18 protein-coding genes are annotated in these 19,546 nt (G+C 66.1%); 9 read left to right on the top strand and 9 right to left on the bottom strand.

Annotated features, from left to right (window positions below; genetic code table 11):
• Positions 1-9: 9 nt before the first annotated feature.
• Together KWG56_RS04015 and KWG56_RS04010 are read left to right on the top strand one after the other, a co-directional pair.
• The gene (locus tag KWG56_RS04015) at positions 10-1,353 is read left to right on the top strand and encodes a nicotinate phosphoribosyltransferase (protein ID WP_244999621.1); all 1,344 of its coding nucleotides are present in this window, start codon (positions 10-12) and stop codon (positions 1,351-1,353) included.
• 36 nt (positions 1,354-1,389) lie between these two features.
• Positions 1,390-2,133: a polysaccharide deacetylase family protein gene (locus KWG56_RS04010; protein ID WP_219353818.1), complete on the top strand. Its 744-nt coding sequence runs from the start codon at positions 1,390-1,392 to the stop codon at positions 2,131-2,133.
• Between the two features lie 145 nt (positions 2,134-2,278).
• Here KWG56_RS04010 and KWG56_RS04005 read toward each other — a convergent pair whose 3' ends face one another.
• Entirely contained in the window at positions 2,279-3,175 is an 897-nt protein-coding gene (locus KWG56_RS04005; RefSeq protein WP_219353817.1) for a hypothetical protein, read from the bottom strand.
• A 103-nt stretch (positions 3,176-3,278) separates the two neighbouring features.
• Between KWG56_RS04005 and KWG56_RS04000 the strand changes: the two genes are divergently transcribed.
• Positions 3,279-3,737, top strand: coding sequence for a RidA family protein (locus KWG56_RS04000; RefSeq protein ID WP_219353816.1), 459 nt, complete (start codon positions 3,279-3,281; stop codon positions 3,735-3,737).
• 8 nt (positions 3,738-3,745) lie between these two features.
• Positions 3,746-4,879 (top strand): GNAT family N-acetyltransferase, encoded by a 1,134-nt coding sequence (locus tag KWG56_RS03995; RefSeq protein ID WP_373274068.1) that lies wholly within the window; start codon positions 3,746-3,748, stop codon positions 4,877-4,879.
• Here KWG56_RS03995 and KWG56_RS03990 read toward each other — a convergent pair.
• The 3 genes from KWG56_RS03990 to clpS all read right to left on the bottom strand — a co-directional run bounded on the left by KWG56_RS03990 (position 4,876) and on the right by clpS (position 9,324).
• Positions 4,876-6,573 carry a class I SAM-dependent methyltransferase gene (locus tag KWG56_RS03990; protein ID WP_219353815.1) on the bottom strand — a complete coding sequence of 566 codons (1,698 nt, stop codon included), beginning with the start codon at positions 6,571-6,573 and terminating at the stop codon, positions 4,876-4,878. The two genes, KWG56_RS03995 and KWG56_RS03990, sit on opposite strands and share 4 nt — an antisense overlap.
• Before the next feature lie 101 nt (positions 6,574-6,674).
• The gene (gene clpA / locus KWG56_RS03985; protein ID WP_219353814.1) at positions 6,675-8,981 is read right to left on the bottom strand and encodes an ATP-dependent Clp protease ATP-binding subunit ClpA; all 2,307 of its coding nucleotides are present in this window, start codon (positions 8,979-8,981) and stop codon (positions 6,675-6,677) included.
• A 13-nt stretch (positions 8,982-8,994) separates the two neighbouring features.
• Positions 8,995-9,324: an ATP-dependent Clp protease adapter ClpS gene (gene clpS / locus KWG56_RS03980; RefSeq protein ID WP_201097917.1), complete on the bottom strand. Its 330-nt coding sequence runs from the start codon at positions 9,322-9,324 to the stop codon at positions 8,995-8,997.
• Positions 9,325-9,499: 175 nt separating this feature from the next.
• On the opposite strand from clpS, the gene KWG56_RS03975 reads away from it, so the two are divergent.
• Positions 9,500-10,012 (top strand): nuclear transport factor 2 family protein, encoded by a 513-nt coding sequence (locus tag KWG56_RS03975; protein ID WP_219353813.1) that lies wholly within the window; start codon positions 9,500-9,502, stop codon positions 10,010-10,012.
• A gap of 109 nt (positions 10,013-10,121) precedes the next feature.
• Here KWG56_RS03975 and KWG56_RS03970 read toward each other — a convergent pair whose 3' ends face one another.
• Positions 10,122-10,616: a phasin family protein gene (locus KWG56_RS03970; RefSeq protein ID WP_201097921.1), complete on the bottom strand. Its 495-nt coding sequence runs from the start codon at positions 10,614-10,616 to the stop codon at positions 10,122-10,124.
• Between the two features lie 292 nt (positions 10,617-10,908).
• Here KWG56_RS03970 and KWG56_RS03965 point away from each other — a divergent pair, with 292 nt between their 5' ends.
• Both KWG56_RS03965 and KWG56_RS03960 read left to right on the top strand, forming a co-directional pair.
• Complete coding sequence (locus tag KWG56_RS03965; protein WP_219353812.1) at positions 10,909-12,381, top strand: D-alanyl-D-alanine carboxypeptidase; 1,473 nt, start codon at positions 10,909-10,911, stop codon at positions 12,379-12,381.
• Positions 12,382-12,428: 47 nt separating this feature from the next.
• Positions 12,429-14,195 carry a patatin-like phospholipase family protein gene (locus KWG56_RS03960; protein WP_201097925.1) on the top strand — a complete coding sequence of 589 codons (1,767 nt, stop codon included), beginning with the start codon at positions 12,429-12,431 and terminating at the stop codon, positions 14,193-14,195.
• Here the strand turns inward: KWG56_RS03960 and KWG56_RS03955 are convergent.
• The 3 genes from KWG56_RS03955 to KWG56_RS03945 are packed head-to-tail and all read right to left on the bottom strand — an operon-like array spanning position 14,161 to position 17,037.
• The gene (locus KWG56_RS03955) at positions 14,161-14,853 is read right to left on the bottom strand and encodes an LrgB family protein (RefSeq protein WP_219353811.1); all 693 of its coding nucleotides are present in this window, start codon (positions 14,851-14,853) and stop codon (positions 14,161-14,163) included. The two genes, KWG56_RS03960 and KWG56_RS03955, sit on opposite strands and share 35 nt — an antisense overlap.
• The gene (locus tag KWG56_RS03950) at positions 14,850-15,218 is read right to left on the bottom strand and encodes a CidA/LrgA family protein (RefSeq protein ID WP_236261117.1); all 369 of its coding nucleotides are present in this window, start codon (positions 15,216-15,218) and stop codon (positions 14,850-14,852) included. The genes KWG56_RS03955 and KWG56_RS03950 overlap by 4 nt, the downstream gene beginning before the upstream one ends.
• Positions 15,219-15,231: 13 nt before the next feature.
• Positions 15,232-17,037 carry an aminopeptidase P family protein gene (locus KWG56_RS03945; protein ID WP_219353810.1) on the bottom strand — a complete coding sequence of 602 codons (1,806 nt, stop codon included), beginning with the start codon at positions 17,035-17,037 and terminating at the stop codon, positions 15,232-15,234.
• A gap of 116 nt (positions 17,038-17,153) precedes the next feature.
• On the opposite strand from KWG56_RS03945, the gene budC reads away from it, so the two are divergent.
• Positions 17,154-17,912: a meso-2,3-butanediol dehydrogenase gene (gene budC / locus KWG56_RS03940; RefSeq protein WP_219353809.1), complete on the top strand. Its 759-nt coding sequence runs from the start codon at positions 17,154-17,156 to the stop codon at positions 17,910-17,912.
• Here the strand turns inward: budC and KWG56_RS03935 are convergent, their stop codons facing one another.
• Entirely contained in the window at positions 17,913-18,779 is an 867-nt protein-coding gene (locus KWG56_RS03935; protein ID WP_219353808.1) for a 50S ribosomal protein L11 methyltransferase, read from the bottom strand. It lies immediately after the preceding gene.
• 187 nt (positions 18,780-18,966) lie between these two features.
• On the opposite strand from KWG56_RS03935, the gene KWG56_RS03930 reads away from it, so the two are divergent.
• Positions 18,967-19,506, top strand: coding sequence for a hypothetical protein (locus KWG56_RS03930; protein ID WP_219353807.1), 540 nt, complete (start codon positions 18,967-18,969; stop codon positions 19,504-19,506).
• The last annotated feature ends 40 nt before the right edge of the window (positions 19,507-19,546 follow it).

The raw sequence follows: 19,546 nt of genomic DNA, 5'->3' as shown, positions 1-19,546 counted from the left end.
GCATCACGGATGACGAAAACAGGTGCGCGCGCCGTCGCCATCCGCTCAAATGGCCGCATGGACCTCGCCAAACGCGCCTATGACCACGGCTTCCGCCTGGACCCGATTGTCCGCAGCCTGCTGGACACGGATTTCTACAAGCTGCTGATGCTGCAGATGATCTGGCGCGAGCATCGCGACGTGCCGGTCACCTTTCAGGTCATCAACCGCACCAAGCGCGTTCGGCTGGCCGAAGAGATCGACATCGGCGTTTTGCGCGACCATCTGGATCACGCCCGCACCCTGCGGTTCACCAACAAGGAGCTGGTCTGGCTGGCGGGCAACAGCTTCTATGGCGTGAAACAGATCTTCTCGCCCGACTTCATCGCCTGGCTGACCGACTATCAACTGCCCGAGTATGACCTGTCGGTCGAGGATGGGCAGTATGTGCTGACCTTCTCTGGCGCCTGGGCCGACGTGACCCTGTGGGAGATCCCTGCGCTGGCGATCCTTAACGAACTGCGCTGCCGGGTCGGCATGCGGCGTCTGGGCCGGTTCGAACTGGACATCCTCTATTCGCGCGCCAAGACCCGGCTTTGGTCCAAGGTCGAGCGGCTGCGGCTCTTGCCCGATCTGGCCCTGTCGGATTTCGGCACGCGGCGGCGTCACGGCTTCCTGTGGCAACGCTGGTGTATTCAGGCCCTGAAAGAAGGATTGGGATCGTCCTTCATCGGCACCTCGAACGTGCTGCACGCAATGGAGAATGATCTGGAGGCCATCGGCACCAACGGACATGAACTGCCCATGGTGCTGGCGGCTCTGGCCCCGGACGACGCCACCCTGGCCCAAACCCCCTATGCCGTGCTGGACGAGTGGCGCAGGCATTATGCGGGCAATCTGCTGATCGTCCTGCCAGACGCCTTCGGCACCGAGGCGTTTTTGGAACAGGCGCCGGAATGGGTCGCCGACTGGACCGGCTTCCGTCCCGATTCCGCCCCGCCCATCCCGGCGGGCGAGCGCCTGATCGACTGGTGGAAATCGCATGGCCGTGATCCCCGGGAGAAGCTGCTGATCTTCTCGGACGGCATGGATATCGACGGCATCGAGGCGACCCACGCCCATTTCCACGGCCGCGCGCGTCTCAGCTTCGGCTGGGGCACCAATCTGACGAATGACTTCCGCGACTGCTCGCCAGCCTTCGCGCCCGAATTGGAGCCGATTTCCCTGGTCTGCAAGGTGGTCGCGGCGGGCGGCCGCCCTGCCGTCAAACTGTCGGACAATCCGGAAAAAGCGGTGGGCGATCCGGCCGAGATCGAACGCTATCGCCGCGTCTTCGGCGTGCGGGGGCTGACGGCGCAGCCCGTCACCGTCTGAAACCCGGCCTTAAGCTCAACCGTGCATAAGGGCGTCATGAACGCTTTTATCGACAAGATGCGTCGTCGCGCAGGCCGTTATCTCGACGTGCAGCCCATGACCGTCCGACCTGCGCGCGGCGTGCTCAGCCTGTCGTTCGACGATATTCCTGCCTCCGCCTGGACCGAGGCCGGGCCGATCCTGGCCGAGCACGGGGTGCTGGCAACCTACTATGTCTGCGGCGGTCTGGCAGGCGGTCGCAACATGGCCTTACCGCAGTTCGAGGTCGAACACCTGCAAGACCTCTATGAGGCCGGGCACGAGGTCGGCTGCCACACCTATGAGCACGTCTCGACCCTGACCCTGTCGCCCGTCGAATTGGACGCCAGTCTGGCCCGCAACGCCGCCTGGGTGGCCGAGCGTCTGGACGGCTATGAAATGCAGACCTTCGCCTATCCGTTCGGCGACTGTGCGCGAACGGCCAAACCGGTCATAGACAGCCGCTTCCTGTGCGGACGCGGGGTGCGCGACGGCGTCAATGTAAAGACTGCGGACCGCAACCTGCTGCAGGCCGTCGGCCTGGAGAGCCGCCGCCTGCCCGGCTACGATCTGGAGAAGCTGGTCGAGGAAACGGCGGCGTCAAAGGGCTGGCTGATCGCCTATGGCCACGACGTCAGCGACGCCCCGACGCCGTATGGCTGCCGTCCTGAGGACCTTAACCGTCTGATCCGGTTGGCCAAGGCCGCTGATCTGGACATCCAGCCTGTTGCGGCGGCGTGGCGGTTGGCGACGGCGGGTTGACCACACGAAAACATCGTCACCCTCGGGCTTGACCCGAGGGCCGGGTCGTCCGCCGCATTGCGCATGAGGCCCACAGAATTCGAACTACGCCTGATCCTCGGGTCAAGCCCGAGGATGACGATGCAGCGCAGTTTGGATCAAGGAGTTAGACCGCCTTGCGCCTGTCCGCCCAGGCGATCAGTTCCTTCCTTGGCCAGACCATCAGCCACGACCGCGCGGTGTATTCGCCGCTGTCGATCAGCGCCTTCCGCGACGCCGAGGCCGTGCCAGCACGTTCGGTGTGGATCGGCGCAGGCCCCTGATGCACCATGAAGGCGCCGCCGTTCAGCGGGTTCAGGCGCAGGTGGGCCAGGCGCGGACTGATCGCGGTCAATGGCGGATCATAGAACCAGCTGGAGCCGATCATGCCGGCCAGTTCAGGCCGTCCGCGGCACAGCTCCGCCGCCGTGGCCCAGGCTTCGTTCCAGCCGTCCTCGTTGAAGCCGCGCAGCCACCGGCTTTCGGTATGAACCTCCAGCCACGGCTCGCGCTTGGCGCCCGCCGCCAGATAACGGAACAGGGGCTTCAGGCCCCAGCCCTCACGGACATGGGTGATGATCTGGCCCGGTCCGACCGGCGAGCTCAGGTCGATCACCTGGCTCTTGGCCGCAGGCACGCTGAGGGCCAAGGAGAAGCGCACATCCTTTGACCAGTGGTCGAAGTCATAGTCCCCTTGGGCCTTGGTCAGGAAGGCGGCCAGTTGCTCGATCCAGTAAGGATACTGGGCCATCACCTCGGCAGGCAGGGCCATGGCCCGCACACGGTCAGGCAGTTGCAGCGTCCACGCCGCCACCAGTCCTCGTCGCACGTCATTGGACGCATCCGCCCCCAGCACCTGATCGACGGCCTTGGCGGGCAGTTCGAAATCCCAGTGCGGCGCGGCCTCCACGGCCTTTACGGCGGCGGGGACCAGAGCGGCGTCCACGCGGGCGCGATCGTCAGGAGAGAGCCTGTCCAGCACGGCCTGGAAGGCGGCGATATCGGGCGTCAGGTGCATATCCATGTTCGCCAACATCGCACATGACGGTTGGCGAAGCTTTAACCCGTCAAACGGGTGACGCCGCCCTTGCCCCGCGCTAAACCGCGACCAGATAAAAGGAGCCCCCATGACCGTAGAAGCCCGCATCGCCGAACTCGGCATCACTCTTCCCGAACCGGCCAAGCCGGTCGCCAGCTATGTTTCCTTCGTCCATTCGGGCAACCAGATCACCATCTCGGGCCAGCTGTCGAACGACGCCAATGGCGGGATCAAGGGCACCGTCGGCGTCGACGTGACCCCCGAGCAGGCCGCCGAGGCCGCCCGCCTGTGCGGCATCAACCTGATCGCCCAGATCAAGGCCGCGGTGGACGGCGACCTGGAGCGCGTGGTCCGCATCGTCAAATTGGGCGCCTTTGTTCAGGCCGGTCCTGATTTCGAAGCCATCCCCGCCGTCATCAACGGCTGCTCGGACCTGATGGTCCAGGTCTTCGGCGACGCGGGCAAGCACGCCCGTTCGGCCGTCGGCGTCTATAAGCTGCCGCTGGGCTTCGCCGTCGAGATCGACGCGATCGTGGAGATCCGCTGATCTTTCAGATCTCGGTTCACGACCAGATCGCCGACATAGGCCGCGAGGCCTGGGACGCGTGCGCGCGTCCCACCGGCGATCCCTTCGTCTCCTACGACTTCCTGCACGCCTGCGAGGCGTCCGGCAGCGCCGCCCCGCGTCAGGGCTGGGCCCCGCGCCATCTGGCCCTGCGGGACGAAGACAACGCCGTGCTCGGCGTCATGCCCCTTTATCTGAAGGGCAACAGCCAGGGCGAATACGTCTTCGACCACAGCTGGGCCGACGCCTACGAACGGGCGGGCGGGCGTTATTATCCCAAGCTTCTGGGCGCCGTTCCGTTCACGCCTGCGACCGGCCCGCGCTTCCTGAACCATCCCCACACCGACGCCGCGACCATCCGCCAGGCCCTGCTGCAGGGCGCACTGACATTAGTCGAACGGCTGGGCGTCTCATCCCTGCACGTCAACTTCCCGGTGGAGACGGAATGGTCGGTCATGACCGAGGCCGGGCTGCTGCCGCGCCAGGACATCCAGTTCATCTGGCGCAACGACGGCTATCAGACCTTCGACGACTTCCTGGCCGCCCTCTCGGCCAACCGGCGCAAGACCATCAAGCGCGAGCGCCGCGACGCCCAGGCCGATCTAGATATCCGCGTCCTGACCGGCGACGCCCTGACCGAGGCGCACTGGGACGCCTTCTTCGCCTTCTACATGGACACCGGCTCGCGCAAATGGGGCCAGCCCTATCTGACGCGCGACTTCTTCACCCGCGTGGGCCAGACGATGGCCGACCGGATCGCCCTGGTCATGGCCTTCCGCGACGACACGCCCATCGCGGGCGCACTGAACTTCATCGGCCGCGACGCCCTCTACGGCCGCCAGTGGGGGACGCTGGAGGACGTGCCCTTCCTGCATTTCGAGCTGTGCTATTATCAGGCCATCGAGTTCGCCATTTCACGCGGCCTGTCCCGCGTCGAGGCGGGCGCGCAGGGCGAGCACAAGATCGCACGCGGCTATCTGCCCTCCCCCGTCTATTCCGCCCACTTCATCGCCGACCCGGCGCTGCGCGATCCTGTCGCCCGCTATCTGGACGGCGAACGCCCGGCGATGCAGGCGGAAATGGCGGCCATGACCGACGACCTGTCGCCCTATAAGCGCGCTTAAACGGGCTTCTGCGCCCACAGGTGATACATGCCGGCGAACAGGGTCGGATGCTGCGCCTCCACCCGGTCCCACAGGTTCAGATCCAGCGGATCCGCCGCCCCGAACATTTCGCGGAACCGCCCAATGGCCTCGGGCGGCGCCTCGAACCCCACCAGCCGCAGCCCTGCGCCTTCGACCAGTTCAGCCAACTGCGGCGGAGTGTAGCGATGCTCCTGCACATGAAAGACCAGATCGCGACAGCCGCTCAGGCTGTAGAAGTCCGCGCTCTGTTTCAGCGCCGCCAGCGGTTCACCGTCCGGCAGGGCCAGCACATGGGCGCGGAACGCGCGAATGTCCTCATCCGTCGCCCGCCAGCCCCTCTCCGCGATCACATCATGGGCCAGCCGCACCAGCGCCCTCGCCCGCTCGCTGTAGAGACCCAGACGGATAACCCCGCCCGGACGCGTTACGCCCGCCAGCTTCGCCAGACCATCCTGAGGCCGCGCCATGTGATGGATCACCCCGGTTGAGGTGACGATGTCGAACCGTTCCTCGACCAGGTCCAGGGCCAGAATGTCCCCCTGCACGAAGCGGACATTCGTCAGCCCCAGTTCATCGGCCACCCGCGCGCCGTGGGCCAGACTGGCGCGGCTCAGGTCCATCGCCATGATGTTCAGGGATCGGTCCATGCGAGCCAGGTCGATCGGCTCGAACCCCGTGCCGCAACCCGCGACCAGCAGGCGCTCCGCCTGTTCGCCGAACGCCCGCCGGTCCAGCCCCGGCAAGGCGAAGACCGCATCACGCAGGGCGCGCAGCGATGGCGCGGGCGGCGCGCTCCATCGCGGATAGGGATTGGCCTCATACTGTTCGCGCACGGCGACGGAGACGGCGTCTTCCCCCTCCGGCGTCAGGGTCGGCAGGGTTTCGCGCAGCGTTCGCTCCCTCTCCGGTTCGGTGACGGTGCGCAGCACCAACTGAGCCTGCATCGGCCCATCCTGCCCCAGCGCCGTGGCCTCAATCACTGTCAGAGGGCGGAACATTGAGGCGATCAGGCCGACCGCATCACTCGTGCCAGACGGCGCCCCAGACGGCGTCCTAGCGGCATATTCCGACGCAAACCCGCTCAGCCCCAGCGCGCAGACCAGGGCACCCAGCGTCTCGCCTTCCATATCCTCCACCGCCAGCAGGGCCGCGCGCACGGCATTCAGCCGCGCCTCCATTTCCGCACTGACGTTCACGCATCGCGACAGGAAGGCCAGCCAAAGCGGATCGCCGCCCATCGCCTCCAGCGCCGCCGCCGATCCGTCAAATCCGCCCTGTTTCAGCAACAGGGTCTCTGCCGTCACCCGCGCCAGTCCCTGCGGCTCCACCGTCGTCGCGGCGAAACAGGCGTTCAGGTCGGCGTCCAACTGCCGGTGCCAGGCGCGCGGCGACAACTCCGCCAACAGGCCCGCCAGCGCAGGCGCGACCCGCGCCCGCAAATCCGCATCCGCCAGCTCCATCGCCCGGCTCAATAACTGCGTCGCCGTCGCCGCCTCGCCATGCCGCGCCAGAAACAGCCCCATGCCCGCCACCGCCCCCGGATGGTCCCGGTGCTGCGCCAGACAGGCCTTGTAGGCCGCAAAGGCCCCGTTCAGGTCCCCCGCCGCCAGCGCCCGCTCCGCCGTCGCGACCAGCGCATCAGCGGCCTGATTTCTTTGGATCGTCTCCCCCATCCGCCCACTATGCCGCCCGCCGCCGCGTCGCGCATGAAAAAAGGCCCGGACGTTTCCGCCCGGGCCTGATTTCTTTGCGTGAAGGTTGGATCAGGCCGAACTCAGGCCGTCTCTTCTTCCTCTTCCGACTTGGCCGGAACGCCGTTGGCGCTGGAGATGTCGAAGTCGATCTTGCCGTCATTCAACTGCACCTTGACGTGTCCGCCGCGCGTCAAACGCCCGAACAGGATGTCGTCGGCCAGCGGTTTCTTGATCGAGTCCTGGATGACCCGCGCCAGAGGACGCGCGCCGTACAGTTCGTCGAAGCCGTTCTTGGCCAGCCAGTCGGCGGCTTCGTCGGTCAGTTCGATGGTGATGTTGCGGTCCGCAAGCTGGGCTTCCAGCTGCAGCACGAACTTGGTCACCACCGAGCGGATCGTCTCGGCGCCCAGCGGCTTGAACGCCACGATGGCGTCCAGGCGGTTCCTGAACTCGGGCGCGAACAGGCGCTGGATGGCCTTGTCGTCCTCGCCCTCGACCTTGCCCCGGCCGAAGCCGATGGAGGCGCGGGCGTTGTCGGCGGCCCCGGCGTTGGTGGTCATGATCAGGATGACGTTCCTGAAGTCGACCTTCTTGCCGACCGCGTCGGTCAGCATGCCGTTGTCCATCACCTGCAGCAGGATGTTGTACACATCCGGGTGCGCCTTCTCGATCTCGTCCAGCAGCACCACCGAATGCGGGTGCTGGTCGACGGCGTCGGTCAGAAGCCCGCCCTGATCATGGCCGACATAGCCCGGAGGCGCCCCGATCAGGCGGCTGACGGTGTGGCGCTCCATGTATTCCGACATGTCGAACCGCTGCATCTCGATGCCCAGGGTGGCCGCAAGCTGCTTGGCCACCTCGGTCTTGCCCACGCCGGTCGGACCGCTGAACAGGAAGCTGCCGATCGGCTTGTTCGGGTCACGCAGACCCGCCCGCGCCAGCTTCATGGCCGCCGACACCTGTTCGATGGCCTGCTCCTGACCAAAGACCGCGCGCTTCAGGTCGGTTTCCAGTTCGCGCAGGCTCTCGGTGTCGGACTTGGACACCGACTTGGCCGGGATGCGGGCCATCTTGGCGATGACGGCCTCGACCTCCTTCTGGCCGATGACCTTTTTCCGCTTGGATTCGGTCAGCAGCATCTGTGACGCTCCGGCCTCGTCGATCACGTCGATCGCCTTGTCCGGCAACTTGCGGTCCGTCATGTAGCGGGCCGAAAGCTCGACCGCCGTGCGGATGGCGCTGTCGGTGTAGCGAACCTTGTGGTGCTGCTCGTAATAGGTCTTCAGACCCTTCAGGATCTTCACCGTATCCTCGACCGTCGGCTCATTGACGTCGATCTTCTGGAAGCGACGCACCAGGGCGCGGTCCTTCTCGAAGTGCTGGCGATATTCCTTGTAGGTCGTCGAACCCATGCAGCGCAGGGTGCCGGAAGCCAGGGCGGGCTTCAGCAGGTTGGACGCATCCATCGCCCCGCCGCTGGTCGCGCCCGCGCCGATGACCGTGTGGATCTCGTCGATGAACAGCACCGCGTTTTCGTGGTTCTCCAACTCCTTGACCACCTGTTTCAGGCGTTCTTCGAAGTCGCCGCGATAGCGGGTGCCGGCCAGCAGCGCGCCCATGTCCAGGCTGTAGATGGTGGCGTCCTTCAGGACGTCAGGCACCTCGCCATTGACGATCTTGCGGGCCAGGCCTTCGGCGATGGCGGTCTTGCCGACGCCGGGATCGCCGACCAGCAGGGGGTTGTTCTTGGTCCGGCGGCACAGGATCTGGATCGAGCGGTCCACCTCGGCCTGACGACCGATCAGCGGATCGACCTTGCCCTGGCGCGACTTCTCATTGAGGTCGACGCAATAGGCTTCCAGGGCTTCGCCGCCGGATTTGACGGCGGACGCATCCTCTGCCTCTTCAGGCGAAGAGCCCTTGGCGGGACGGGCCTCTGTGGCGCCCGCCTTCTTGGCGATGCCGTGGGCGATGAAGTTGACCGCGTCGTAGCGCGTCATGTCCTGCTCTTGCAGGAAATAGGCGGCGTGGCTTTCGCGCTCAGAGAAGATGGCGACCAGCACGTTGGCGCCGGAAACTTCTTCACGGCCCGACGACTGGACGTGGATCACGGCGCGCTGGATCACGCGCTGGAAGCCCGCGGTCGGCTTGGCGTCTTCGCCGTCAGCCGTGGCCAGGGCGGCCAGATCATTGTCGACATACAGGGTCAGCGCAGCCTTGAGCGCGTTCAGATCGACGTTGCAGGCGCGCATGACGCCGGACGCATCAGGATCGTCGATCAGCGAGAGCAGCAGGTGCTCCAGCGTCGCATACTCATGCCTGCGCTCGTTGGCGTAGCCCACCGCGCGGTGCAGGGTTTCTTCGAGAGGACGGGAAAATGAAGGCATTGGGAGGCTCCTCTCAGTCCTTTTCCATCGTGCATTGCAGAGGGTGCTGGTGGCGGCGCGCAGTTTCTATGACCTGCGCGACCTTGGTCTCGGCGACCTCGTAGGTGAAGACGCCGCACACCCCCACGCCATGCTGATGCACATGCAGCATGATGCGGGTGGCCTCTTCTCGGCTCTTCTGAAAGAACCGCTCCAGCACATAGACGACGAATTCCATCGGCGAATAATCGTCGTTCAGGATCAGCACTCGATATAGCGAGGGCTTCTGAAGCTTCGGCTTTGTTTCGGTGACGGTGGCGGTTCCTTGACCGCCCCCGGTTTCACCGGGCCTTTGTATGGGCATTCGTATTCCGTAATGGGGAGTCGTCTTGGCTATCAGATAGGGAATGATGAACTGAATTGAAGCGGCGTCCAGTCACGGCTTTCGTGACGAGCTCAAGTGACCAAAGATTCACGGGACTTTCGCGCGTTCCAGACGCACCAAAAGCGCCTGATCCCTGCTGTTATGAGAACCGCCGATGCTTGTCGCCGCACTGTTCGCAACCGCCCTGTCCTTGAGCGGGGCACAGACTCCGGCCGCCACTGAGGCGATCCGGATCCCCGACCAGCCTGAACTGACCACGATCATCGCCGCGCGCGACACGGCCCTGTTCACCACCATGTTCGACCTTTGCGACCCCGCAGCCCTGGCCGATCTGGTCACAGACGATCTCGAATTCTATCACGACAGGGGCGGCCTGACCGCCACGCGCACCACCTTCGTCGACGGCTATGCCAGGGGCTGCGAAGCGGCCAAGGCGCCCGACGCCTATCACTCACGCCGCGAACTCGTCCCCGGCACGATGCGGGTCTACGCCATTCCCGGCGTCGGCGCGGTCGAGGAAGGCAGTCACGTCTTCTATGAGCGTCAGGGCGATGGTCCCGAGCAACTCGTGGGCCGCGCCCGCTTCTCGGTGCTTTGGCGTCTGGAAGGCCATCAGTGGCGATTGGCCCGCGCCTTCAGCATCGACCACGCGCCCGCCAGCGAATAGCGGCCAGACAAAAGCCCCCCGGATTGCTCCGAGGGGCTTCTGGTACGCTACTAAATCAGTCGATCAACTGGGGTGGATCGAAACCGATCCAGGCCCAAAAGATCAGAACTTAGCGGGCAGCCTGGAAGGTTTCGACCGAGGCGGTGACGCGCTCGTTGATCGGCTTGATGCTGTCCTTGACCGTGGCGGTCACGATCTCGTTGGTCTTGGCCAGTTCGGCGACGTAACGCTCGACCGACTTCTTGGCCCAGGCGGATTGCAGTTCGAAGAACTCCTGCACCGAACGGGCGGTCGACAGTTCCTTGCCAGCGGCCAGGTTTTCTTCCCAGGCGGTCTTGGCGAAGCCGAGCGCCTGTTGCGACAGGGCTTCGGCGCCCTTCTGGGCGACAGTCGCGGACTCGACCAGGGCGTCCAGGTTCTTCTTGCCGTGGGCGTTCAGTTCCGTCAGCGAGGCGACCGACTTGTCGATGCCTTCACGGAAGGCCTGTGCGCCAGCGGCCTGAGCGCTTTCAGCCTGAGCCTTGACCTTGGCGCCGACAGATGCGGCAGCGGCGGCGGCTTGATCGGCGGTCTTCTTCACGGTGTCAGCGGCGGTGTCAGCCATGGAAGTCTCTCCGGTATGAATGCCTGCGGGGGCAGGCGTTGCGGAAGGGATCGTCACGAAATTCTTGCGAGGCGACGCCCCGCGCACCGGCCTTATGCTGCAAGTGCGAAGAAAGGTCAATCGTCGTTTGTGCAATGCACAATATGATCATTGATAACCCTGCTCGCTGGTTCAAATTCCCGTTGACGGACCGTTAACCACCGCGAAACCCGCACAGCCTATGCTAGCGTTTGCTTCGCGTAGGGCTGGGGGCCTTTTCGCAAACCCTGCTCATTGAGGGTCGTACACGCTCATGGTTGCTTATCTCCGTCGTGGTTTCTTCGCCGTTCTGGCGTTCAGCCTGATTGCATTCGGCACGAACGTTCGACCGATCGAGGCTCAATCTGGAGAGAGCGCGCGCTACGCCGCCATCGTTCTTGACGCCACGACAGGCGAGGTCCTGTTCGCCCGCCACGCTGACAGCCGCCGTTATCCGGCGTCCTTGACCAAGATGATGACCCTGTATCTGACGTTCGAGGCCCTGTCGCAGGGCCGGGTCAAGGCGGACGACGTCCTGACCGTTTCGTCGCGCGCCGCCTCGCAGCCGCCGTCGAAACTGGGCCTGCCTGCCGGCCAGACGATCACCCTGGACAATGCCATGCGCGCCACCGCCGTGCGCAGCGCCAACGACATGGCCGTGGCCATCGCCGAACACATCGGCGGCTCCGAAGCCCGTTTCACCAACATGATGACGCTGAAGGCCGAACAGCTGGGCATGACCCAGACCCGCTACGCCACCGCCAACGGCCTGCCCGATGCGCGCCAGCTGACCTCGGCCCGCGACCAGGCGATCCTGGCTCGCGCCCTGATGCGCGACTATCCGCAGTATTATCATTATTTCGGCCTGCATGACTGGGCCTACAACGGTCGCGAATACCGCAACACCAACGGCCTGTTGGCGACGGGCCGCGGCTATGACGGACTGAAGACGGGCTACACCAACGCCTCGGGCTATAATCTGGCCGCCACCGCCGTGCGCGACGGTCGTCGCATCATCACCGTGGTCATGGGCGGCCGTTCGACCGCCAGCCGCAACGCCCACGTCGCCGAACTGATGGACACCGGCTTTGAGGTTGAGCGCCGTCGCGCCCAGGGGGAGACCATTCAGGTCGCCCAGACCTTCTTCGAACAACGCGGCTTCGGCATCAGCAACGATACGACCGGCGACGCTCCCATCGCCTACGCCTCGCTGAACAACAACGATGAAGACGGCATCGGCTCCAACAGCTCCAGCAACGCCATTCCCTACAACGCCGTGGCCTATACGGCGGCGCCCGCGCCCGCCAATCTGCCGACGCGCGTCAGCCCCTCGCCGTCCGAACTGGCCGCCGCCCGCCAGCGCGACGCCGCCACCGCCCAGGCTCAGGGACAGGCCCAGGCCAACCGTTCGCCCGCCAATGTCACCGCCGCCCTGAACGGCGCCCCTGCCCGCGCGGCCCCGCCGCCTGCGCGCGAGCCAGCCCGTGCGGCCGCAGCCCGCGCCGCGCCAGCCGGTCGCTGGTCCGTGCAGGTCGGCGCCTTCCGCGAAGAACGTCTGGCTCAGGACTGGCTGACCGAAATCAACCGCCGCTTCCGCCCGCAGTTCACCGGCGCCGAGCGCAAGGTCCAGACGGCGGGCGACTGGTATCGTTCGCGCTTCACCGGCCTGACCGAGGCCTCGGCCAAATCGGCTTGCGAGGCCCTGGCTGAACGCCGCGTCACCTGCATGGTCGTGCGGCCCGATTAGTTGGCGCAGGTCGTGGCGAGGCGGCGGAATCGGCCCTAGATAGGCGCATGGCCACGCTTCGTCCCGACACCCTGGAAGCCGCCCTCTCGCGCATATTCGAGGGCAAGATGATGGGGCGCGCCAGCTGGTTCGCCCTGACTGGCGGCGAGCAGTTGTTCGCCGAGGGCGACGAGTCCGACACCCTGTATCTGGTCCGCAGCGGACGCCTTGGCGTCTTCCGCATGGAGCAGGGCCAACCGGGGCAGTTCCTGGGCGTGGTGCGATCCGGCGAGCCGGTTGGGGAAATGGCCATGCTGGCGGGAACGCCCCACACGGCCAGCGTCGTGGCCCTGCGCGACACCGAAATCCTGTCCCTGCCGCGCGAAGCCTTCTTCGAGGCGGCCCGCAGCGAACCTGACCTGATGGTCGAACTGTCACGCCTGATGATCCATCGCGCGCGCGAGCGTGCAGGCGGCGCGACCGAACCCAGCGTCTTCGGTTTCGTTTCCGCCCGCCCCCAGCCGATCCGCGCCTTCGTCGAACGGATCGCCGCCGCCATCCAGGCGCTGGGCTTCACCTGCAAGGTCATCGACCAGTCGGCCCTGTCCTCGGCCTCCGAATGGTTCAGCCGGGTCGAGGACGACCACGACTATGTCCTCTATGTCGCCGAACAGGATCAGCCCGCCTGGGCCAATCTGTGCACCCGTCAGGTGGACCGGCTGTTCATTGTCGGCAGCGCCCTCATGGCCCCGCCCGCCAATCTGCCGCGCCGCGTCGGGTTTGGCGACAACCGCCGCCTGACCGACCTGATCCTGCTGCGCGACCCGCGCATGACCAAGCCGGCCAACACCCGTGTCTGGCTGAACGCGCTGGAGCCGGATCGCTGGTTCCACTGTGTCGAAGGGCTGGCGTCTGACGCCGAACGCATGGCCCGCGTCGTCACCGGCACGGCGGTCGGTCTGGTCCTGTCGGGCGGCGGCGCGCGCGCCTATTGCCACATCGGCGCGGTCAAGGCGCTGGAAGAGGCCAAGGTGCCGCTCGACTTTCTGGGCGGCTCGTCCATGGGCGCCGTGGTGGCGGCGGGCCCGGCGCTGGGCTGGTCGTTCGAGCGGCTGGACTACGAAATCCGCCGGGCCTTTGTTGAGTCTGACCCCCTGGCCGACATCACCCTGCCGCTGATCGCCATGTCGCGGGCGCGCAAGGTCGCGGGCCTGCTGGAGCGGGCCTATGGCGACGTGGACATCGCCGACCTGCCCCTGCCCTTCTTCGCCGTATCGTCCAACCTGACCTCAGGTCGGATCGTGGTTCACCGCAGCGGCCTGATGCGCAAGGCCATGCGCGCCTCCATCGCCATTCCCGGCGTCCTGCCGCCGGTCGTCATCGACGAACAGGTGCTGGTGGACGGGGCGGTGTTGAAGAACTTCCCCACCAGCGTGATGCGCCAGCTGAACAGCGGCCCGATCATCGGCGTGGACATGTCCCAGACGCGCGGTGTCGATCCCCAATCGCTGGAGAACCCGCCATCCTGGTGGAAATGGATCGCGTCCGGCGCCTGGAAGCGCGGCCCGCCCATCGTCTCGATCCTGATGCGGTCAGCCACCATCACCACCGACACCGAAATGGAGCAGTCGCGCGCCGACGCCGATGTGCTGATCCTGCCCAAGACCGGCACGACCGACATCCGCGACTGGAAGGCCTATGATGCGCCCGTCGCGTCGGGCTATGAGGCGACCAAGGCGGCGCTGGCCGACCTGCCCTGCCGTGTGACGGAGCTACGGCACTGCGCCGACAACAAGACGGTCAGGTCAGAAGCGCCAGAACCGACAGAAGCGTAGCGGTCGCCACCGCGTTCAGCGCCATGCCCAGACTGGCGAAGGCGCCCGCCGTCGCATCCACCTGAAACGCCCGCGCCGCGCCAATGCCGTGCGCCGAAACGCCGGTGGCGAACCCACGCGCGCGGAAGTCGTCGATCTTCAGGGCGTTGAGCAGGGGCGTAGCGACCATCGCGCCAAACACGCCGGCGAACAGGACGATCACCGCCGCCAATGCCGGTACACCGCCCAACTGCTGCGCCATCTCCATCGCCACCGGGGTCGTGGTGGCGCGCGGGGCGATGGAGGCCAGGATTTCACGCGGCGCGCCGAACAGGGCCAGTATGCCCACCGCGCTGACCACAGCCGTCACCGCCCCGGCCGCCAGCGCCAGTCCGATCGGCACGGCCAGCCGCCGGATCACGGCCCGCTGCGCCCATATCGGAACCGCCAGCCCGACCACCGCCGGTCCCAGCAGGAAGACCAGCATCTGGGTCGCGCTGTAATAGGTCGAATAGGGCGTCCGGGTCAGCAGCAGCACCACGATCAGCACCGGCGTCGCCAGCAGGACCGGATGGCACAGCGGATGCCGCCCGCTGCGCCGCGACAGCCTGTCCGCCCCCTCGAACACGATCAGGGTCGCCGTCAGCCACAGGATCGGCGAGGACATCGGGCCGCTCATGCCTGCTCTTGCTCGTCAGGGCCAAACCGCCGCACGGCCCAGCGGAACACCAGCGCCGTCACGGACAGGGTCAGCAGAACCGAAATCACCGTCGCCACGACAATGCCTACGCCATAGCGCGACAGAGCTGCACCTTCGTCGATCAGGCCGACCGCCGCCGGCACGAACATGATCGACAGATGCGCCGTCAGCCAGCCGGTGACCGCCTCCAGCGTCGGGCGTTCCTTGCGCACCAACGCCAGCCACCCGACCAGCAGCACCATGCCGATCACCGCCCCCGGCAGGGGCAGACCCGTCAGCCGATGGATCGCCTCACCCGCCAACTGGCACACCAGCAGCAGGGCGATGGCGCCGATCATGGTCATGCGGTCAGGCCTGTCACAGCGGCGCGCAGGCCTGCGTCAGCCAGGCCAGGACCTCGCCTTCCAGCAGAGGCCCGACCTTGGCCAGAGTCTCGGCATGATAGGCGTCGACATAGGCCCGCTCGTCCGCCGTCAGCATGTCGGCGTCGATTAGGCGGCGGTCATGCGGGGCGAAAGTCAGTTGCTCGAAGCCATGCATGGGCCGCTCGCCGCCTTCGGGAACCGTCGCGGGCGTCACCACCTGCAGGGTCTCGATGCGGATGCCCCAGTGGCCTTCGCGGTAATAGCCCGGCTCGTTCGACAGGATCATGCCTTCCAGCAGCGGCTGAGACGTGCCCCATTTCGCGATCCGCTGCGGCCCCTCATGGACGCCCAGATAGGAGCCGACGCCGTGGCCGGTGCCGTGGTCGTAATCCAGCCCGGCGTTCCACATCGGCGCACGAGCGATGGCGTCCAGGGCCATGCCGCTGGTCCCCGCGGGGAAGCGGATCGTGGCCATGGCGATGTGCGCCTTCAGCACCAGGGTGAACATGCGTTTCTGGTCCGCCGTCGGCTCTCCCACAGCCATGGTGCGGGTCACATCGGTCGTGCCGTCCAGATACTGACCGCCGCCGTCGACCAACAGCAGCGAGCCCTTTTCGACATGGCGGATCGTGCCGCCGACGGGCTTGTAGTGCGGCAGGGCACCGTTCGGCCCTGCGCCCGCGATGGTGTCGAAGCTGAGGTCCTTCAGCGCGCCGGTCTCTTCGCGGAACCGCTCCAGCGCCTCAACCACCGTGCGCTCGTCCGGCAGGGTGTCCTGCACCACCGTATCGACCCAGTGCAGGAACCGCGTCAGGGCGGCACCGTCGCGGATATGGGCCTTGCGGCTGCCTTCGATCTCGACGGCGTTCTTGGACGCGCGCGGAATGGCGCAGGGGTCCGCCCCGCGCACCACCGTCGTCCCCGCCTGCTCCAGACGGTCGAAATACCAGGCGGACGACAGGGCCGGATCAACCAGCACCTTCTGGCCGCTCAGACCCTCCAACGCCTTGGCCAGACGTTCGGTCGCCACGATCTGCACCGCGTCGCCCAGCCATTCCGGCAGTTCATTGGTCACCTTGGCCGGGTCGAGGAACAGCCGCGCCGTGCCATCCGTCGCCAGCAGGGCCTGACCGATCGGCAGCGGCGAACGGATCACGTCGCCGCCGCGCACATTGAACAGCCACGCAATCGATGACGGCGCCGTCAGCAGAACTGCGTCCGCTCCTGCATCCGCCACAGCCTCGCCGATCCGCGCCCGTTTCAAGGCGTGGCTCTCGCCGGAATAGACATCGGGATGCGGCACGACGGGGGCCGTCGGCTGGGCCGGGCGCGCATCGCCCCAGGCCAGATCCAGTGGATTGACCGTTACGGCCTTCAGTTCCGCACCCGCTTTCTGCGCCGCGCGCTTCAGCGGGATCAGGGCGTCCGGGCTGTGCAGACGCGGGTCATAACCGATCACCGCCCCCTTGGCCGCCGTCTCCAGATAGGCGGCGACATCGTTCAGGTCGCGGCGTTCAAGCAGGGCCGGATCGGTCTGGGCCTTCACCTGCACGGTGTAGCGCCCATCGGTGAACATGCTGGCCCGATCCTGGAACACCACCGCCGCCCCGGCAGAGCCGGTGAAGCCCGTCGCCCAGGCCAGACGCTCGTTGGCGTCGGGCAGGTATTCGTTCTGATGCTCGTCCTCGTGGGGGATCAAGAAGCCATCCAGCCCCTGCTTGGCCATTTCGGCCCGCAGCAGAGGCAGGTGCTTGGCTCCAAAGGACGGATCGGTGGTTTCGTCAAAGGTCTGGCGCATGGCCATCCCCTAGGCCCCTGCCGCCTTCTGCTCAAGACATGGGACAACTTGTCTTGGAACAGCCTGCCGCCCGTCCTGTTGTCCTTGGGCATCCCAAAACACGAAAGGACAAAGCGATGGCTCGCTTCACCGGAAAAACTGTAATTGTCACTGGCGCTGGCTCAGGCATCGGCCAGGCCGCCGTTGAGCGGTTTGCGTCAGAAGGCGCCAATGTTCTGGCCGCTGATCTGAACACCGATGCCATGAAGGATTTCGACGGCGACAAAGTCGTCGCCCATCAGGTCGATGTCTCCAAACTGGATCAGGTCGAGGCCATGGTGAAGGCCGCTGTGGATCGGTTCGGTCAGTTGGACGTGATCGTGAACAACGCGGGCGTCCTGTGCGAGGGGACGGTGACCGAGGTGTCTCTGGATGACTACCGCAAGGTCATGAACATCAATGTCGACGGCGTCTTCTATGGCTGTCGCGCCGCCTATCCCGAACTGAAGAAGACCAAGGGCTGCATCGTCAACACCAGCTCCATCTCCGGTCTGGGCGGCGATGGTTCGATGGTCGGCTACAACATGTCCAAGGGCGCGGTGACCCAGCTGACCCGGGCCCTGGCGCGCGACAGCGGACGTGACGGCGTGCGCGTCAACGCCGTGGCACCGACCCTGGTCCACACCAACCTGACCGCCGAGATGAACGAGGACAAGCCGCTGATGGACGCCTTCGCCAAGGCGATCCCTCTCGGGCGCGGCGCACAGCCTGAGGAGATCGCTGCGGTGATCGCCTTCCTGGCGTCAGACGACGCCAGCTTCGTCCACGGACACGTCATGCCCGTGGACGGCGGCCTGAACGGCTCGAACGGCCAACCCGACTCGAGCGAGTTCTGATCAGCCCTTGCGCAGTTGCAGGGCGCTCCAGGCGTCATGGTGGATGGTCTGTTCGACCACGAAGCCTAGCGGCAGGTAGGCGTCCAGCACCCGCTCCTCCTGCGTGCGCAGCAGGCCCGACAGGATGGCGACCCCGCCCGACTTCAGCGCGGCGCCGATCTCGGGGGCCAGTTCGACCAGGGGGGCGGCCAGGATGTTGGCGAACACCAGATCATACGGCAGGTGCTGGGCGATCCGCGGATCGCCCAGGCCGTCGGCGAAATAGAAGTCGCACTTGGCGTCGTTGATCTCGGCGTTCTCATTGGCGATGCGTGCCGAGGGTTCGTCGATGTCGGTGCCGACGGCGATCGGCGTGCCCGTCTTGGCCGCAGCGATGGCCAGAACACCCGTGCCGCAGCCGACGTCCAGAACCTTCTCGAAGCTCTCGGTCTTCAACAGATTGTCAAAGGCCTCCAGGCAGCCGACGGTGGTGCCGTGATGGCCGGTGCCGAAGGCGGCGCCCGCATCGATCTTCAGGTTCACGCGCCCTTCCGGCACCTTGCCCTGATCGTGAGCGCCATAGACGAAGAAGCGTCCGGCCTCGACCGGCGGCAGGCCGGACAGCGACATGGCCAGCCAGTCGGCGTCGGCCAGCTTCTCGACCACAACCTCAAGCCCCCCGTGCTCCCGCAGGATGGCGGCCATACGTTCGGCCTCGTCATTCGTGGTCGGGAAGCCGTCGATGCGCCAGATTCCCTTGTCCTCGTCTTCCTCGAGGATGGAATAGGTTGCCCCTTCCAGCAGCACGTCGGCGTCAACCGCCTCGGCGGCGCTTTCAGCCGCGGCTCGCGCACCGCGTGCGATTATCTGAACTGCAGACTCGGACATTTCTCAAACACCGCTAATATGACGAATCGTTGCGAACTGGCGCATGGTCCTACCGTCGCCGCCGCGTTTTTGATCAAACCGAGGGGTCGGGGAATACATGGCTAAGTCACCAACTACGTCTAAACCTGCGTCGCCTAAGGCGGCGCCTGCCGCTTCCAAGCCTAAAGCCGCGCCGAAGTCGAGCGCTGTGAAGGCTGCTGTTGAGAAAACTGCGGCGCCCAAGGCGGCGAAACCGGCTGCTGCGAAGGCTGCGCCCAAGGCTGCTGCGGCCAAACCCGCCGCTGCGAAGACCACCGCCGCCAAGGCCGCGCCTGCAAAGGCCGCCGCTGCGAAGGCACCAGCCAAACCCAAGGCTGAGGCCAAGACCGCCGCGCCGAAGGCTGCTGCGAAACCGGCCGCTGCGAAAACCGCCGCCAAGCCTGCTGCAAAACCAGCCGCGCCGAAAACGGCCGCGCCCAAGCCTGTAAAGGCCGCTGCACCCAAGGCGGATAAGCCCAAGGCCGCCGTCAAGGCTGCTCCCGCCGCCCCGGCTGCGCCCAAACCGGTTGTCGAGGCGCCCAAGCCCGTCGTCACGCCCGCCGTCGCCGCAGCCGCGCCTGCCGCGCCGACGCCCGCCCCAGTCGTCGAAACACCCAAGCCAGCCCCTGCCGCTGCGACGCCTGCGCCCCAAACCGAAAGCAAGGGCTTCTTCGCCAAACTGGGCGACTGGATCGTCGGCAAGCGCTGATTTCAGATTACCGACGAACCGGATCGCCGGGCGGAGCACT

The sequence above is a fragment of the Brevundimonas nasdae genome (genome assembly GCF_019395145.1).
In the GTDB taxonomy this organism is placed as follows: Bacteria; Pseudomonadota; Alphaproteobacteria; order Caulobacterales; family Caulobacteraceae; genus Brevundimonas; species Brevundimonas nasdae.
This window is presented reverse-complemented; position numbering and strand designations above follow the sequence as displayed.